Source organism: Flavitalea flava (genome assembly GCF_054461575.1).
Genome location: NZ_JBTLQH010000045.1, coordinates 21,688 through 36,698, shown reverse-complemented (window position 1 = coordinate 36,698; position 15,011 = coordinate 21,688). Strand labels below are relative to the sequence as shown.

Here is a 15,011-nt window from a genome sequence, read left to right as displayed (position 1 = left end):
CTAATACACATGAACACGGAATTAACAGGTGTCGTAGTCTCCTTTCTCTTAGTGGTACTTCTGGCCTTCCCCTTAGGCCGCTATATCGCAAAAGTTTTTGCCGGGCAAAGAACGATCACCGATTTTATCAGTCCAATAGAGCGTTTTATTTTCCGCATCTGCGGGATCGATCCGCATAAAAAAATGAACTGGAAAGAATTTCTGAAAGCTATGCTTACCGTAAATCTGTTATGGTTTGTTTATGCTTTTTTCCTGTTCCTGTTCCAGGGAAAATTACCGATGAACCCGGATGGCAATCCGAACATGACGCCGGATCTGAGTTTTAATACGGCGATCAGTTTCCTGGTCAACTGTAACCTGCAGGATTATTCCGGTGAAACAGGCGTAACTTATCTGACCCAGCTTTTTGTGATCACCTTCCTGCAATTTGTAAGTGCTGCTACGGGTATCGCCTGTCTGGTCGCATTGCTGAACGGGCTCAAAGAAAAAACCACCAACAACCTGGGTAATTTCTGGGAGATCTTTACCAAGACGATAACACGGATCTTATTGCCGCTCAGTATCATAATGGCGATCTTTTTGGCCTTCAACGGTACTACTACCAGTTATGACGGTAAGGATACGCTTACCTCCGTGCAGGGAGATACCTTACAGGTTTCCCGAGGCCCGGCGGCCGGAATGATCGCCATTAAACACCTGGGTACAAACGGCGGAGGCTGGTATGGAGCTAACTCGGCTCATCCCCTGGAAAACCCCAATTATTTTACCAACATGCTGGAAGTGATCGCCCAGATGCTGATCCCGATTGCTATGTTGTTCGCGATGGGTTTTTATATCAAACGCAAAAAATTCGCGTATGTTATTTTTGGTCTTATGACGCTCGGTATGCTTTTTCTGGTAGTACCTACGATCATCACGGAGATCCACGGAAATCCTGCCATTGCCAAACTGGGAGTAGCCCAGGCCACAGGCGCCATGGAAGGGAAAGAAGTGAGATTCGGACCTGCCGCCTCCGGGTATTGGAGCATTGTCACTACCATTATTTCAACAGGTTCAGTCAACTCCATGCACGATAGCTCCATGGCTCTGTCCGGACTTATGCAAATGCTGGGTATGCTGATCAACGCCTTTTATGGTGGATGCGGCGTTGGGATCCTCAACTATTACATTTATATTATCATAGCCGTATTTATATCGGGATTGATGGTGGGCAGAACACCGGAGTTCATGGGACATAAAGTGGAAGCGCGGGAGGTGAAGATAGCTGCCCTGGTAACCCTGTTGTCCGCCTTTATCATTAAAGGAGGAACAGCCCTGGCTGCCTATTATTTCGTGCATCACGGTAATATGGATTGGGCGGTAAAACCGGCAAACTGGTTGAATAACCCTGGCTATCACGGCTTTTCTGAAATGCTGTATCAATATACCTCTTCCAATGCCAATAATGGCAGTGGTTTTGAAGGACTGGCCGACAACAATCCATTCTGGAATATCACCGCTGGTATTGCAATGATCCTTGGAAGGTATCTTCCTATTATCGGACCAATCGCCATTGCCGGATTGCTGGCCAATAAAAAACATATCCCAGAATCCGCTGGTACCTTAAAAGTGGACTCCCTCACTTTTGGAGTAATGACATTTGCCGTAATAATTATTATTACCGCTTTGTCCTATTTCCCTCCATTGGTTTTGGGACCCATCGCTGAATATTTTAGTATGTAGTTCTAAAGTTTATAAAGAGATTAAAAAAATATGAAATCGAATAAATCTTTATTTCCCAAGGAAATAGTATCGGAAGCGCTGAAACAATCCTTTGTTAAGCTGCACCCGGGAACCATGGTCCGTAACCCGGTCATGTTCACCGTATATGTTGTAACGATCGTCATGTTATTTGTTTGTGTATGGATCATGAGCGGAGAAAAGGCCCAGGGAAGCCTGACCTATAACCTGGTCATCTTCGGGGTCTTGTTCATCACGGTCTTATTCGCCAATTTTGCCGAAGCGATCGCAGAGGCAAGAGGTAAGGCACAAGCAAACAGCCTCCGCAAGACCCGGGAAGATACACCCGCTAAAAAGGTCTTTCCGGTTGGAGATATTTATGTAGGTGAAGTGAAAACGGTTCCTTCTTCCCAATTAAAAAAAGGGGATGTATTTATCTGCGAGGCGGGAGATACGATCCCTATGGACGGTGAGATCATCGAAGGATTGGCCACTATTGACGAGAGCGCCATTACCGGGGAGAGCGCCCCGGTAATCCGGGAATCGGGTGGTGATAAATCCAGTGTGACCGGAGGTACCAAGGTGCTGAGCGATAAAATAAAAGTGAAAGTGACCACCGCTCCCGGCGAGAGTTTCCTGGACAAAATGATCGCCCTGGTAGAAGGGGCTTCCCGGCAAAAAACACCCAATGAGATCGCTCTTACGATCCTGTTGGCCAGTTTTACCCTGATTTTCCTGATCGTCTGTGTGACCCTGAAGCCCTTTGCCGATTATGCCAATACGCCCATTACGATCGCAGCTTTTGTATCGTTGTTCGTTTGTCTGATCCCTACCACTATCGGCGGTTTGTTGAGTGCTATCGGTATTGCCGGTATGGACAGGGCACTGCAGGCGAATGTGATCACCAAAAGCGGTAAGGCGGTGGAGACTGCAGGAGATCTCGATACCCTGTTGTTGGATAAGACAGGTACTATTACCATCGGAAACCGCAAAGCCACTCATTTCTGGCCGGCGGACGGAATCGAAGAAAAAGCGTTTATAGACGCTTGTGTGCTGGCCTCTCTCGCCGATGAAACCCCCGAAGGTAAATCCATCATTGAACTGGCCAATATCAATCCGCATTCCTTTAGTACGAACGGAGCGAAGTTTATTGAGTTCTCCGCAGAGACTCGTTCCAGCGGAATAGATCTTTCCGCCGGCCATGACGGTAAAGACGGTCATACGGAAGGGGTAAAAATCCGTAAAGGAGCATTCGATGCCATTAAAAATATCGTAACAAGATCCGGGAATATCTTTCCCGCAGAAACGGAGACAAGAGTAAAACAAATCGCTTCCAACGGGGGAACTCCGTTGGCGGTCAGCCAGAACGGGCATGCCCTGGGTGTGATCGAATTGCAGGATATCATCAAACCCGGCATCCAGGAACGTTTTGAACGTTTGCGGAAGATGGGTGTAAAGACGGTGATGGTGACCGGGGATAACCCCCTAACGGCAAAATATATTGCAGAAAAGGCCGGGGTCGATGATTTTATCGCGGAAGCCAAGCCTGAGGATAAAATGAATTATATTAAAAAAGAGCAACAAAGCGGTAAGTTGGTTGCTATGATGGGGGACGGAACCAATGACGCACCCGCATTGGCCCAGGCTGATGTAGGCGTCGCGATGAACAGTGGAACACAAGCTGCCAAGGAAGCCGGTAATATGGTGGATCTGGACAACGATCCCACTAAATTGATCGAGATCGTGGAAATCGGCAAACAATTGCTGATGACCCGGGGAACCCTGACCACTTTTTCCATTGCCAATGATGTAGCAAAATATTTCGCCATCGTCCCGGCATTATTCATCACCTCCATTCCTTCCTTACAGGCTTTGAATATCATGAATTTGAAAAGCCCTGAAAGCGCCATTCTTTCTGCGGTTATTTTTAATGCCCTCATAATACCGATCCTCATACCGCTTGCACTTCGGGGCGTTGCTTATAAGCCCATCGGAGCAAGCGCCCTGCTACGCAGAAACATCCTGATCTATGGAGTAGGGGGTGTCATTGTACCCTTTATCGGGATCAAGCTGATCGATCTGTTACTGGCTTTATTTATGTAAGTAATAAACTAAAAAATATGAAAAAGTATATATTACCGTCCCTGAAAATAACAGCCGTTTTTATTGTGATCTGTTCCTTGTTTTATCCCTTGTTAATTGCCGCCGTTGGAAAAATGACCCCGGGGGGAGGCAGGGGGCAAACGATCACCGCAAAGGGAAAAGTGGTTGGGTATGCCAACATCGGGCAAAAATTCGACCAGGACAAATATTTCTGGAGCCGCCCTTCTGCGGTAAATTATAATGCAGCCGGTAGCGGCGGTAGTAATAAAGGTCCTTCCAACCCGGATTATCTGAAAGACGTAAAGGCTCATATCGATAGTTTTCTGGTACATAACCCAGGAATAAAAAAGGAAGAAATCCCTGCAGAATTAGTAACTTATTCTGGTAGCGGGCTCGATCCGGATCTTTCACCGGCAGGGGCCAGGATCCAGGTAAAGCGTATTGCTGCAGTAAGGGGTCTGTCCGAAACAAAACTAAATGATCTGGTGGATGATCATACCGACAAACCGCTGTTAGGCCTGTTCGGTCCTGCAAAAGTAAATGTGCTAAAATTAAATGTCGCGCTGGATCAGCTGCAATAGAGGGGGTAGAAAAAAGTTTATTTAACTGATCAACCAAAAAATGGCGGAACAAGATCAAAATGTAGCGCATTTCCTGGAGCTGATCCGAAAATCCAGACGGGGTAAATTCAAGATTTACATGGGTATGAGTGCGGGTGTAGGAAAGACCTACCGGATGTTACAGGAGGCACAGACCTTATTGCGTAACGGAGTGGATGTAAAGATCGGTTATATCGAAACGCATAACCGTAAGGAGACACATGCCCTGCTGGAGGGATTGCCTGTACTTCCCCGCCGCAGGTTATTCTATAAGGGCAAAGAATTGGACGAACTGGATGTACAGGCCGTGATCAATCTTCATCCTGAAGTCGTTATCATAGACGAACTGGCGCATACGAATATAGAAGGAAGCAAAAATGAAAAACGCTGGCAGGACGTCATGGATATCCTGGATGCCGGTATCAATGTGATCAGTGCCATCAATATACAACATATCGAAAGTCTGAATGGGGCGGTGAAAAGCATAACCGGGATCGAGGTAGCTGAAAGGGTGCCCGACAGCGTATTACAGGAGGCGGATGAGGTGGTGAATATCGATCTGACTGCCGATGAACTGGTGACCCGTTTGAAAGAAGGGAAGATCTATGCCCAGGATAAGATTGCCATAGCCTTGCAGAATTTCTTCCAGGCCGATAAGATCCTTCAGCTTCGGGAACTGGCCCTGAAGGAAGTCGCCAGCCAGGTCGAAAGAAAGATCGAAACGGAATTGCCAAGAAATGCTCATTTAAAGACAGAGCGGTTTCTGGCCTGTATCAGCAGCAATCACGAGATCGCCAAAAAGGTCATCCGCAAGACGGCCAGACTGGCTGCTTATTATCATTCCAAATGGTTCCTGCTTTATGTGCAGACGCCAAAAGAGGATGGTAATAAGATAGGCCTTGCCTCTCAACGCCATTTGATCAACAATTTCAAAATGGCCACCGAATTCGGCGCCGAGGTTATTAAAGTGAAACAAAGTAATATTGCCAAAGGGATCATGGAAGTGGCGGAGCAACATGCTATCACTACGATTTGCATTGGCAAGCCTCATCTGAGTCTGACCAAGGTGATCCTCAGTACGGCAGTTTTCAATCAATTGTTGACTAAATTAGCTGCATCGGATATCGATGTAGTGATATTATCCTGATATGAGTATACGATTAAAAACCAAATTATCCCTGGGGCTGATCTTCCTGTTTACCGTGATCGTGCTTTTTGGCGTATTAGGTCTTTTCTATATCGGTCGGTTAAGTAACGAAGGAAGACAGGTATTGCAGAATAATCATGAATCCCTGGTTTATTGCAACAGGATGTTGCAGGCATTGGAAGATGTCCGGGGTCGGAAAGATGCTGCCGGTGTTTTCCGGGAAAATTTGCAAAAACAGCAGGGGAATGTCACGGAAATGGGAGAAAAAGAGGCGACCGATGAGCTCACCAGGAACTTTAATGAGCTATTGGCTGATCCAGGCGACAGTTCTAATTATTCAGAGATCCGCCGGTCGATCTTTAAAATCCAGGAACTGAATGAAAACGCCATACTGCGAAAAAATGTAGTCGCCCAGCGAACGGCAGGAAGCGCAAAGGATATATTGACAGTGATCTTTACCATTCTTACCCTGGTGGCTTTTACCTTTATTTTTAATCTTCCCGGAATTATATCCGGCCCGATCCGCAGCCTTTCCGAAGGGATCCTGGAAATTGCCGGAAAGAATTATAAGAAGCGGATCTACCTGAAACAGGATGATGAATTTGGGGACCTGGCCAATGCCTTTAATATCATGGCAGGAAAACTGGATGAGTATGAGAACAGCAACCTGGCCAAGATAAAATTTGAGAAAAGCCGTATCGAAACGATCATCAACCAGATGCGGGACGGTATCATCGGGCTTGATGAAAAAAGGAATTTCCTTTTTCTGAATGCCGTATCGGAAAAGCTGCTTGGATTAAAAGAAGTGGACATATCCGGGAAATATGCCCCGGACGTCGCACTGACGAATGACCTGGTCCGAACGCTTTTACAGGAAGAGCCGGATAAAAAGGAGCTCAAGATCTACGCCGATAATAAGGAAAGTTATTTTAGCAGGGATATATTGAATGTTACCAATAACGAGGTCATCATCGGTCAGGTGATCGTATTGCGGAATATTACTCCTTTTCATGAATTAAATGAGGCTAAAACCAATTTTATTGCTACTGTCTCCCATGAACTGAAGACCCCGATCTCTTCGATCAAGATGAGCGCCCGTTTGCTGACGGATAACAGGGTGGGGGTATTGAACGGAGAACAGCAGGAATTGACAAGGAGTATTACCGACGATGCAGACCGGTTGCTAAAGATCACCGGGGAATTGCTGAATATGTCCCAGGTGGAAACAGGAAATATCCAGTTGAAACTGCAGGCTGCCGATCCGGCCATACTCGTTGAACAAGCCTTACTGGCTGTACAATTCCAGGCACAACAAAAACATATTCCTATCCGGTCTGCCCTTGCCGCCGATCTTCCGTTCGTGCAGGCGGACCTGGAAAAAACCTCATGGGTATTGATCAATTTCCTCACCAATGCGATTAAATATTCTCCTGAGCATTCCCCGGTGGAGGTAACGGTGTTAAGGAAGGATGGCAAGATCGAGTTCACGGTTACCGACCATGGAAAAGGGATCGATGAGCGCTACCTGCCCCGGATCTTCGACCGGTATTTTAAGGTTCCGGGTACACATGATCGTAATGGAACCGGGCTGGGTTTGTCCATTTCAAAGGAGTTTATCGAGGCCCAGGGAGGGTGTATCTGGGTCGATAGCCGGATAGGAGAAGGAAGCCGGTTCGGATTTGCCTTTAATGCGCCCTGAAAACAGTTCATTCCTACCAGATTACAAGTGTAGTTTTTTTGCGCTATTAAAAAGAGGGTTTATTTAGTTGATGCATAAGTGGAAACACTTAGTTACGCATTTTCTATGCCAGTTTTGGGCATATAAGATTTTGTGTATGAACAGAAAAAACCCTAAATTCATGGTCTAATAGGATAAGGTTTAATGGTTATGGTATTTGATTAGTGCATCCCCGCCTCGGCGGGGATTTTTTTTATTTTTAACAAAAAAACTTCACGGGCTATTCATCTGCAGTTAATTGAGATAGTTTGTTTTCTGCTGTAAACATCCTGTTGGCATAACTTAAAAAGGAGAAAACCCGCATTTTGTATTGTTTTGAAGCGCCTGATTGTAAGTATTTCTCTTTAACTTTTTTCCCTTCATCTTATTGAAAAAACCTATATTTATAAGGTGTTCAGGTTTATTATTCCTGTTCTTCCACAGAGCACCGCAAGACCTGAATAAAGGCAGATCGTCCAGACAGGCTGATTAGTAGCGTAATTCTTTTGGAAACCGTCCAAATAAAAGCCTGATGCAAAAAATGGATAACTTGCTGACTATCCTCACTATCGAGGATAATTCCGCCGATCTTTACCTTATCGAGCGGATGCTGAGCACGTCCGGGCTTGGTATAGATAAACTTTACTCTTCCGACACCGTGAAGAAGGCCAGGGAAATTCTTCAGACCCGGGAAATCAACCTGGTGCTCCTGGATCTTACCCTTCCGGATGGTTTTGGGATCAATACGTTTATTCAGCTCAAACCCGTAGTACAGCATATACCCGTGATCATCCTGACAGGAATGGCCGATAAGTCCCTGGCCCTGGAAGCTATCAAGGAGGGGGCCCAGGATTACCTGGTCAAGGGTGAGTATACCGAGAAGTTACTGGCCAAATCCATTCAATACAGCCTTGAACGCAAACGAAGCCAGGTTCGGTTATGGGAAAGCAATGAACGGTTCAATACGGTTGTAAAAGCCACTAACGATGCGGTTTGGGATTGGGACCTGGCAGCAGGGGATGTCTTTTTTGTCGGGGATACCTATACTCAGTTATTTGGCCATGAAATGGTTAATTCCACCTGCAAACAGGAGTGTTGGGAAAAGTACATACATCCGGACGACAAAGACCGGGTTCTGGAAAAGCTGAAAAGGATCATCAGGGAGGCTAAAGTTACCAAATGGGAAGATGAATACCGGCTTGAAAAGGCTGATGGGGAATATGCCTATGTTCATGACAGGGGCTTTATTATTTACGATGCGGATCATAACCCTGTACGGGTGATTGGAGCCATCCAGGACATAACATCCAGGAAACGATCGGAGGAAATCATTCTGGCATCCGAAGAAAAATACAAACGAATATTTTATAAAAATCCATATCCAACCTGGATCTTCGAACTGGAAACCCTCCGGATCGTGGAGGTGAACGATGCCGCCCTGGAGAAATACCGTTATGACAAGCTTGAGTTCCTCGAACTGAGGATGCCGGATCTTCACCCTCCAAGAGAGGTGGAGGAGCTGGTGAACAGCTTGCAAAATGCAGGAAAAACTCCGGTTCTTGACCGGAAGTTATGGCACCATGTCAAAAAATCCAGGGAGCAGATGATCGTGGAGATCAATTCCCAATTGATCGATTATTATGGCAAACGATGTATGCAGGTGATCATCAACGATATCACCGAGAGGATCAGGCTGGAAAAAGAACTGGCCATGCAACAGCGGTTGAAACAGCAACAGATTACTGAGGTGGTCTTAGGCGCCCAGGAAAGGGAACGATTCGAGTTGGGCCAGGAATTACACGACAATATCAACCAGATCCTGGCTACTTCCAAACTATACCTGGACGTCGCCATTGAAGAGGAAGAACCCAGGGTGGAGTTATTGAACAAAAGCAGGAAGAATATTTCCCTGGCTATTGAAGAGATCCGGAAGCTTTCCAAAGAACTGATCACCCCTACGCTAAATGACCTGGGATTGATCCAGTCCATTAAAGAGTTGATCCGGAGTATCCAGGCCGTAAGACGCATGAAGATCCGTCTGGCTGTTACCGGGCTGGATGAACATTTCCTCGGGCAGGAGCAAAAGATCAATATATACAGGATTATCCAGGAACAGCTCAATAATATTATCAAACATGCCCAGGCTACTTCCGTCCTGATCCGGCTGGGAAAAGAGAATGAGCGGATTTCCCTGGTCGTTCATGACGATGGAAGAGGTTTCGATACTCAGGCGAACCGCACCGGTGTAGGGATCTCCAATATCAGGAGCCGGGCAGAGTTGTACAACGGGTCTGTCGATATCGAATCGGCTCCGGGGAAAGGATGCCGTCTGGAAGTGATCCTCAACTCCAAGGCAATTCCCGAAGAGGTGTAAGCCTTTAATCCCTGAAACTATATTGGAAGGTGTAATTAACGAAATTCATTCAGCTTCTGGCTTACAGCAGCTGGCTGTTATTCCCTTTATGCCTGATACAGAATGGGTATTGTTTTGCCATTGCATTCAAACGCAATAAGGTCTCCTCGTCAGGGGCAGCTGGTAGAACTTCTTTTGTTTTTTTTGCCTGGGGATGTCTGACAATTTTTGCGGTCGAAACGGCTGTCAGGGGGGAAACGACTGAATTAACAGCATTAATGGACATGGAATTCGGCTTCATGTGATAGAGGCGTTTAAGAATGATGATGGTGGTGGAACTCAACTCAATCTTCTTATGCAAGCATATCTTCGGGAGGGAACAGGATTAAGAAACTCTTAACGGATTCATCAAATCGGCAATTTTATTGCTTTTTTGATATAACAAAGTTAAGATAGAAATAAATAGAAAATTCCTAATTGCATAATTATTTTTTAGAAAATTATTATTTTACCGTAATCGGTTGCGTAAATAAAACGCAAACCTGGCCTTAATTTCAGCACGGCTTATTGGATGACTCGTTCGAAGCATGTAGATTGCATCGCATTAAACGCGGGAGGGCTTCAAGGGTGGCTCAGACGAAGGCTAAACATTAACAAAAAACGGATGCAAAAATTCATCGACGAAAATTTTTTACTGACAGGAAAAACAGCGCAGGATTTATATCATGGATTTGCAAAGGACTTGCCGGTGATCGATTATCATTGTCACCTGCCCCCCGATCAGATCGCCGGGAACCGGGTATTTGACAACCTGACTGAAGCCTGGTTGCATGGGGACCACTACAAATGGAGGGCCATGCGGACCAATGGAGTACCGGAAATCTATTGCACCGGTTCTGCAACCGACCGGGAAAAGTTTGCGAAATGGGCTGAAACCGTTCCCTATACCCTCCGAAATCCCCTTTATCACTGGACCCACCTGGAATTACGGCGTTATTTTGATATATCCGGGCTGCTTAGCCCGGTTACGGCAGATAAGATCTACCGGGAGTGTAATGAAAAGCTGCAGACTCCCGATTACAGCGTCGGCTCGCTCCTGAAGAAAATGAAAGTGGAAGTGGTCTGTACAACAGATGACCCGGTGGATATCCTCGACCATCACCAGAAGATCCGGGGACAGGGAGGTAACCTGAAAGTATTACCAGCTTTCAGACCGGATAAAGCCATGAACACTGACGACGCAACCGTATTTAACGGGTATGTGGACCAATTGGGGCAGGTGTCAGGAATGAACATCGGAAATTATGAGCAATACCTGGAAGCGCTGAAAAAAAGACACGATTATTTTGCGGAGAATGGCTGTTCGGTTTCCGATCATGGTTTGGATCAATTATATACAGAAGAATATAAAGGCGGAGAAATAGAAACTATTTTCAGTAAGCTTCGATCGGGCAAGACCCCGGACCTCGTCGAAAGAAGAAAATTTAAATCGGCCCTTTTGTACGAAATGGCCATATGGGACTGGGAAAAGGGCTGGGTACAGCAATTTCACCTGGGCGCCATGCGTAACAATAATTCCAGAGCCTTCCGGAACCTGGGGCCCGATACCGGCTGGGATTCCATAGGGGATTATAGCCAGGGCAGAGCATTGTCAAAATTCCTGGACCGCCTGGATAGCCAGGATCGGTTGGCAAAGACGATTCTTTATAACCTGAATCCCGCCGATAATGAGCTGATGGCTTCCATGGCGGGCAACTTTAATGATGGCTCAACCGCCGGTAAAATCCAATACGGTTCGGCATGGTGGTTCCTGGATCAGAAAGACGGGATGATCAAACAACTCAATGCCCTTTCCAACCTGGGGCTCCTGAGCAGGTTTGTGGGCATGCTGACGGATTCGAGGAGTTTTCTTTCCTATCCCCGGCATGAATACTTCAGACGTATCCTTTGCCAACTTTTCGGAGAAGAGATCGACAAGGGAGAGTTACCCAACGATACCGCCTGGATCGGAAAGATCATCCGGGATATCTGTTACTTTAATGCGAAGAATTACTTTGGCTGGTAAGAAGGAGCGGAAGGATCACCGAATCTATATTTTGTTCCGTTCCGTTCAGGCTGGCTTTCTCCAGTAACCAATATTCCGTGTGTTCAAGAGATTTTCCAGGCGCTAGTTTTTGCAAAGGCCCCAGCGTTTCCACTTCAAGGATATTTCCATCGATATACACTTCGTTATTGCAGCCATAATCCGGGTAGGCAGCTTCCGGATCATAGCTGAAACGTTTGAGCAGGAGATCTTCCTGCAGGCTATAGGCTGCCCATCCCTGTTTGTTCAGAACGCCGATCTTTTGCGGGGTTGTCAGGGAAGGATCCTGTACCGCCTGAATGTATTTCTCACCCCATATCCAACGTGGGTCGTTCATTTTTGTATAAGACCAAAGGGCCATTGGACGGGCAGGAAGAAAAAAGCCACTACCAGTGCCGAAAGGTTCCTGGGGAAGAATGGCACGTCCGCCCGGAGCCAGAACAGAAATGGCCCATGGCGCTATTTCCTGAGTAGATGCACTTTGATTGTGCAACCGGTGCAGGACGGTAGCCTGATTTTTATCCGGAGCCAGGGTGATCCGTATTTCTTTAACCATCCCGCTGGTGGTTTCCTTGGGCTGTGTCAGGATCAGTGTACTGTCTTCATACGAATAACGTACCGGACCGTTATCCGGATAGTAGGTGAGGTCCAATGATTCCGGTGCCATCCAGAAACGGTGACCTCCGTAATTCCGCCAATCTGATCCTCCGGTCTTTCCGCTGTCTTCCGGAGAAACCTGAAACAGGTTTTGCCCATCGATAAACCCAAACCTGATAATCCGTGGGCCAATATCGGTGGTAATGATCAGTTCGGTTTTCCCGTTGCTGAGACGAATACAATTGGGCCAGCCGCCGAATGAACAATTTTCCATTGATACCTTTTCCTTTGAAACCTTTTCCTGCATATTAAAATTTTAAAGCATGTGCGTTACCAGTAAACAGGCCATCGGCCTGATAATATCCCGAAACGATGGCCAGTCAAACTTAACCCGTTTCCTGTAAAACAAGATAGTATTTTATCGATATTGAAGAGAAATTCCGTACTTCGGAAAGTAAAAACATTACCCATGCCCCTGACTCGCTCTGTAAGATCTCTTTTTCGAATTATCCTTCCTGCAAATATTCTATGCTTCGGTTATTTGTGTGTTTTTTTGGCTTGTACCGGAACGAAAAAATCGGGAGCGGCCAGGGGGAATTCAGTAACTCCATTTGATACTTCCTCCGTCTTTTACTCCCTGGCGGATTTTAACCGGGTGGAAAAGATCGATGCTCATGTCCATGTATTTACTTCGGGAACGTTTTTTCTCCAACAGGCAGAAGCCGATAATTTCCGGTTGCTGACGATCAATGTCGAGGAATCCGACGCTCCACCGATCGGGGAGCAGGAGGCTATTTGTGTCCGGCAGTTGAAGGCCTTCCCAGGCAGGATCGCTTACGCAACTGCCCTTCCGGTGAGGAACTGGAACAACCCGGATTGGCAGGAACAGACGATTTCCTGGCTGGAACAATCTTTTTCTAAAGGAGCCATTGCCGTCAAGATCTATAAGAATGTAGGAATGGAGTTGAAGGATAAGGAAGGTAAACTGGTGATGGCGGACAATCCGAAATTCGATCCCATTCTGGATTACCTGGAGAAGAACCGGATCCCCCTGATCGGACATCTTGGCGAGCCCCGGAATTGTTGGCTTCCAATTGAGAAAATGACCGTGAATGGCGATAAAAAATATTATGCAGGGCATCCCGAATATCACATGTATTTACATCCTGAATTTCCCTCTTATGAAGAGCAGATCAGCGCAAGAGATCATCTGCTGGACAAACATCCGGGCCTGCATTTCATCGGGGCTCATCTGGGAAGCTTGGAATGGAGCGTAGACGAACTGGCGAAGGAACTGGATCGTTATCCGAATATGGTGGTGGACATGGCGGCCCGTATCTCTCATTTTCAATACCAGGCCATTACTGATTGGCAGAAGGTGCATGATTTTTTTATTCGCTACCAGGACAGGCTGCTATATGCCACCGACAGGATAGCGGAGGATAATAATAACACGCCGGCCTTTAAAAAGAGTGTACATGAAGCGTGGTTAAACGATTGGGCCTTTTTTGTTACGGATGAAAGAATGACCCGACCCGGAATGGATAGTGCATTCTCCGGTTTGAAATTGCCGGGGATGGTTATCGATAAGATCTACAGGAAGAATGCGGAGAAATGGTTTGGGAATAAGATATAGAGAACCGTTAGAATTATTTCTCCACTATGTTTATAAATATTTTTTGGTGGAGTAAAAATAGTTTCTACTTTGTGGTCTAATTAGATCGCAACATATGAAAAAATATATTCAGCCCTACGAAGAGAAAAGTAAGTTTATAGACCCTTTGACGGATTTTGGTTTCAAACGCCTTTTCGGCAGCGAGCCAAATAAAGAAATGTTGATAGCCTTTCTTAATGCACTTTTAGATGGAGAGAAGCATATTGTAGACCTGACTTATAACCGGAATGAATATCATGGACCTTCAAAAGGCTACCGAAAATCCGTTTTTGATCTGACCTGTACCGGGCAGGATGGGGATCAGTTTATGATTGAAGTGCAACGTGGCTCTCAAAAATATTTTAAGGACAGAGCCATTTATTACACGTCTACCCTAATTCATGACCAAGGACCAAAAGGGAAGCGGGATTGGGATTTTAATTTGACACCTGTCTATCTGATAGGTTTGATGGAATTCTGTTTTGAAGACTCCGAAAAGGAAAAGTACATGCATTGGGCGCATATTGTGGAGAAAGGAACCGGAAAAGAATTTTATGCAAAATTGGGGTACATATTTTGCGAACTGCCTAAGTTTGAGAAGCAGGAAAACGACCTAAATACCGATCTTGACCGATGGTTATATATATTAAAAAATATGAGTAAATTGCAGAAGATTCCGGTCTTTTTAAGAAAACCCATTTTTGAAAACCTGTTTAACCTTGCGGAAACAGCGAATTTAACAAAGGAGGAATATATGCAATACCAAAAAAGTCAAAAACAAAGGTGGGATGATTATGCGGTTAAAACTACTGCTGAGAATAAATTAAAAGAAGCAGAGATAAAGGTAAAAGAAGCAGAGATAAAGGTAAAAGAAGCAGAGATAAAGGTAATAGAAGCTCGTGAAGAAGGCCGCCTTGAAACTCAAAACAAGATGGTAAAAAAAATGTTAATTGACGGCAGGCTTACAATACCACAAATAGCAAATTTAGCCGAGGTTTCAGAAGAGTTCATTATCAAAATAAGAAACTCCGTTAATTAG

At 45.7% G+C, this 15,011-nt stretch carries 11 protein-coding genes; 9 read left to right on the top strand and 2 right to left on the bottom strand.

Features of this window, described 5'->3' with window-relative positions; translation table 11 throughout:
* Window positions 1–9 precede the first annotated feature (9 nt).
* The 6 genes from kdpA (at window position 10) to ACX0G9_RS26305 (ending at window position 9,659) form a co-directional block, all read left to right on the top strand.
* Window positions 10–1,722 (top strand): potassium-transporting ATPase subunit KdpA, encoded by a 1,713-nt coding sequence (gene kdpA, locus ACX0G9_RS26330; protein WP_459067961.1) that lies wholly within the window; start codon window positions 10–12, stop codon window positions 1,720–1,722.
* A gap of 30 nt (window positions 1,723–1,752) precedes the next feature.
* Window positions 1,753–3,822: a potassium-transporting ATPase subunit KdpB gene (gene kdpB / locus ACX0G9_RS26325; protein ID WP_459067960.1), complete on the top strand. Its 2,070-nt coding sequence runs from the start codon at window positions 1,753–1,755 to the stop codon at window positions 3,820–3,822.
* A 17-nt stretch (window positions 3,823–3,839) separates the two neighbouring features.
* On the top strand, window positions 3,840–4,403 hold the full coding sequence (locus tag ACX0G9_RS26320) for a K(+)-transporting ATPase subunit C (RefSeq protein WP_459067959.1): 564 nt from the start codon (window positions 3,840–3,842) through the stop codon (window positions 4,401–4,403).
* 40 nt (window positions 4,404–4,443) lie between these two features.
* Window positions 4,444–5,568 (top strand): sensor protein KdpD, encoded by a 1,125-nt coding sequence (locus ACX0G9_RS26315; protein WP_459067958.1) that lies wholly within the window; start codon window positions 4,444–4,446, stop codon window positions 5,566–5,568.
* A 1-nt stretch (window position 5,569) separates the two neighbouring features.
* A complete protein-coding gene (locus tag ACX0G9_RS26310) occupies window positions 5,570–7,267 on the top strand; it encodes a HAMP domain-containing sensor histidine kinase (RefSeq protein ID WP_459067957.1) in 1,698 nt (565 codons plus the stop codon).
* A gap of 550 nt (window positions 7,268–7,817) precedes the next feature.
* A complete protein-coding gene (locus tag ACX0G9_RS26305) occupies window positions 7,818–9,659 on the top strand; it encodes a PAS domain-containing sensor histidine kinase (protein ID WP_459067956.1) in 1,842 nt (613 codons plus the stop codon).
* Window positions 9,660–9,720: 61 nt separating this feature from the next.
* On the opposite strand, the gene ACX0G9_RS26300 is transcribed toward ACX0G9_RS26305, so the two are convergent.
* On the bottom strand, window positions 9,721–9,939 hold the full coding sequence (locus tag ACX0G9_RS26300; RefSeq protein ID WP_459067955.1) for a hypothetical protein: 219 nt from the start codon (window positions 9,937–9,939) through the stop codon (window positions 9,721–9,723).
* 363 nt (window positions 9,940–10,302) lie between these two features.
* Here ACX0G9_RS26300 and uxaC point away from each other — a divergent pair, with 363 nt between their 5' ends.
* Window positions 10,303–11,703, top strand: a complete 1,401-nt coding sequence (gene uxaC, locus ACX0G9_RS26295; RefSeq protein ID WP_459067954.1) for a glucuronate isomerase — start codon at window positions 10,303–10,305, stop codon at window positions 11,701–11,703.
* On the opposite strand, the gene ACX0G9_RS26290 is transcribed toward uxaC, so the two are convergent.
* Window positions 11,675–12,592, bottom strand: a complete 918-nt coding sequence (locus tag ACX0G9_RS26290) for a hypothetical protein (RefSeq protein WP_459067953.1) — start codon at window positions 12,590–12,592, stop codon at window positions 11,675–11,677. The genes uxaC and ACX0G9_RS26290 overlap by 29 nt on opposite strands.
* 195 nt (window positions 12,593–12,787) lie before the next feature.
* Here ACX0G9_RS26290 and ACX0G9_RS26285 point away from each other — a divergent pair, with 195 nt between their 5' ends.
* Window positions 12,788–13,954 (top strand): amidohydrolase family protein, encoded by a 1,167-nt coding sequence (locus ACX0G9_RS26285; protein WP_459067952.1) that lies wholly within the window; start codon window positions 12,788–12,790, stop codon window positions 13,952–13,954.
* A gap of 94 nt (window positions 13,955–14,048) precedes the next feature.
* A complete protein-coding gene (locus ACX0G9_RS26280) occupies window positions 14,049–15,011 on the top strand; it encodes an Rpn family recombination-promoting nuclease/putative transposase (RefSeq protein WP_459067951.1) in 963 nt (320 codons plus the stop codon).

Bases quoted from the DNA above. Each gene is read 5' to 3' on its own strand.
- kdpA (WP_459067961.1), top strand. From the start codon at position 10: ATGAACACGGAATTAACAGGTGTCGTAGTCTCCTTTCTCTTAGTGGTA.
- kdpB (WP_459067960.1), top strand. From the start codon at position 1,753: ATGAAATCGAATAAATCTTTATTTCCCAAGGAAATAGTATCGGAAGCG.
- ACX0G9_RS26320 (WP_459067959.1), top strand. From the start codon at position 3,840: ATGAAAAAGTATATATTACCGTCCCTGAAAATAACAGCCGTTTTTATT.
- ACX0G9_RS26315 (WP_459067958.1), top strand. From the start codon at position 4,444: ATGGCGGAACAAGATCAAAATGTAGCGCATTTCCTGGAGCTGATCCGA.
- ACX0G9_RS26310 (WP_459067957.1), top strand. From the start codon at position 5,570: ATGAGTATACGATTAAAAACCAAATTATCCCTGGGGCTGATCTTCCTG.
- ACX0G9_RS26305 (WP_459067956.1), top strand. From the start codon at position 7,818: ATGCAAAAAATGGATAACTTGCTGACTATCCTCACTATCGAGGATAAT.
- ACX0G9_RS26300 (WP_459067955.1), bottom strand. From the start codon at position 9,939: ATGAAGCCGAATTCCATGTCCATTAATGCTGTTAATTCAGTCGTTTCC.
- uxaC (WP_459067954.1), top strand. From the start codon at position 10,303: ATGCAAAAATTCATCGACGAAAATTTTTTACTGACAGGAAAAACAGCG.
- ACX0G9_RS26290 (WP_459067953.1), bottom strand. From the start codon at position 12,592: ATGGAAAATTGTTCATTCGGCGGCTGGCCCAATTGTATTCGTCTCAGC.
- ACX0G9_RS26285 (WP_459067952.1), top strand. From the start codon at position 12,788: ATGCCCCTGACTCGCTCTGTAAGATCTCTTTTTCGAATTATCCTTCCT.
- ACX0G9_RS26280 (WP_459067951.1), top strand. From the start codon at position 14,049: ATGAAAAAATATATTCAGCCCTACGAAGAGAAAAGTAAGTTTATAGAC.